1 protein-coding gene and 1 pseudogene are annotated in these 2,198 nt (G+C 44.9%); both read left to right on the forward strand.

Annotated elements, in window-relative coordinates; translation table 11 throughout:
* Positions 1 to 24: 24 nt before the first annotated feature.
* Positions 25 to 1,030, forward strand: a pseudogene (locus ADA55_RS17235) (LLM class flavin-dependent oxidoreductase).
* A gap of 156 nt (positions 1,031 to 1,186) precedes the next feature.
* Positions 1,187 to 2,198, forward strand: a 1,012-nt coding sequence (locus ADA55_RS17240) for an LLM class flavin-dependent oxidoreductase (protein ID WP_048686142.1), incomplete at its 3' end; no start/stop codon positions are given.

Below are 2,198 nucleotides of genomic sequence, written 5' to 3' on the forward strand. Positions count from 1 at the left end.
AATTGTATAAAAGGAGGAAGAATTATGACAAAGAAAATAGAACTTTCAGTGCTAGATCCCTCCCCAATTGTCGAGGGAGGATCAGCCGACTTTCCCTTCAAACACGCTTGATCTAGCAAAGAAAACAGAGCAGTGGGGATATAAACGGTTTTGGCTTGCTGAACATCATAATTGGGCAGGAATGGCGAGTTCAGCATCCCCGATCGTAATTGGACGAGTAGTCTCTGTCACGGAAAAAATGCGTATTGGATCAGGTGCAATGCTGCATTCCCATTATTCTCCTCTTTCCGTGGCTGAGCAATTGGGAACATTAGAAACCTCCTTACCTGGCCGAATCGACCTTGGATTGGGGCGGGCACCTGGCACCGACCAATATTCAGCAAATGTTTTGCGGCATAGGGTGGCTGGTGAACCTGTATTTGATGCCCGGCTTGAGGAGCTTATCGCATATCTTTATGGTACAGGAACAGCCACTAAGAATGGATCATTTAGCTTTCACGCCATTCCCGGCGAAAAAACAAATGTGCCAATTTGGCTGTTAGGTTCAGGGTTATATAGTGCACAATTGGCTGGAATACTTGGGTTACCATTCTCTTTCGCGGGACATTTTGCTCCAGGTAACATGATGGAGGCCATAAAACTGTACCGGGATTATTTTCGTCCGTCTCAATTTTTGGAGGAGCCTTATGTACTGTTAGCCGTTCAAGTGGTGGCTGCTGATGAGAAACAGGAGGCACAAAGGCTTGCCACTTCGATGTATCAAAAATTTCTTTTGTTAACCCGTGGACAGCCTTCTCCCATTTTGCCACCTGTTGATAACATGGACGAGATTTGGAACGATAATGAACGCAAGGCGGTTGAAGAACAGCTTTTCACTTCCATCATCGGGGACCCTGCAGGTGTGAAGCAGCAGCTCCATGAGTTAATAGAAAAGACTGACGCTGATGAAATTATGGCTCATACAGAAATTTTTGATCATAAGGCACGGCTGCGCTCTTATGAAATTTTGGCTCAGGCTGCAGTAAATTAAACAGTGTCTAGTCTAATAAAGAATGTATTTTCTGCAGATATTAAATCAGTTAAATTAATGTGATTTAGATTGAAGCAGAAAAAAAGGACAAAGAAAACAACCTGTAAATTCTTTTATAGGTTTGAAACGAAATTTTTAAAGAAAGAAGATGAGCATATGCCTGAAAATGATACAAAACAAATTACGGATATTCCATTCTCGGTCCTGGATCTCTCTCCAATTACAGATGGAAGTACGCCGGCTGATTCTTTTCGCAATACTTTGGAGCTGGCCCGGCTCGCTGAAAAGCTGGGGTATAACCGATATTGGCTCGCTGAGCATCATAATATGCCATTTATCGCTAGCTCTGCAACATCGGTAGTCATTTCCCATGTTGCAGCAGGTACATCAAAAATCCGGGTAGGTTCAGGCGGCATTATGTTGCCGAATCATGCACCTCTTGTTATTGCTGAGCAATTTGGTACTCTGGAATCATTATATCCAGGACGAATTGATCTTGGCTTGGGCCGTGCACCAGGCACTGATCAGCTTACTGCACGTGCATTAAGACGTGACTTGAGAAGTTCAGGAGAAGATTTCCCTGAGCAGCTGGCTGAGCTCCGGAATTACTTTGACCCTTCCCTGGCACAAGGATATAGTCATGTTAAAGCAATTCCGGGTGAGGGATTAAACATACCTATTTGGCTGTTAGGCTCGAGCGGATACAGTGCCCAGCTGGCAGGAGAGCTTGGACTGCCGTTTGCATTTGCGAGCCATTTCTCGCCGCATAACACACTGCCGGCTATCCAGCTGTACCGCCGTTCGTTTAAGCCTTCTAAAGTATTGGACAAGCCTCATGCAATGGTAGGGCTAAACATCATTGCGGCCGATACAGATCAAGAAGCGGAGCGGCTCGCTACAACATTGCAGCAGCAGTTCTTGAATTTGATGCGGGGGAAGGAAGTCCCATTGCAGCCGCCAGTGGATAATATTAATGATATAGCGAGCGACTATGAAATAGCTGCCCTTGAGAATCAATTAGGAACTTCGATTGTCGGCAGTCCTCAAATCGTAAAAGAAAAGCTGGAAAAGGTTCTGGATGAAAGTCAAGCCGATGAAATTATGGCAATCGCCCAGGTTTACGATCATAAGGCCCGCCTCCATTCCTATGAAATATTGGCAGAAATTA

The sequence above is a fragment of the Bacillus sp. 220_BSPC genome, from assembly GCF_001054655.1.
Lineage (GTDB): Bacteria > Bacillota > Bacilli > Bacillales > DSM-1321 > Peribacillus > Peribacillus frigoritolerans.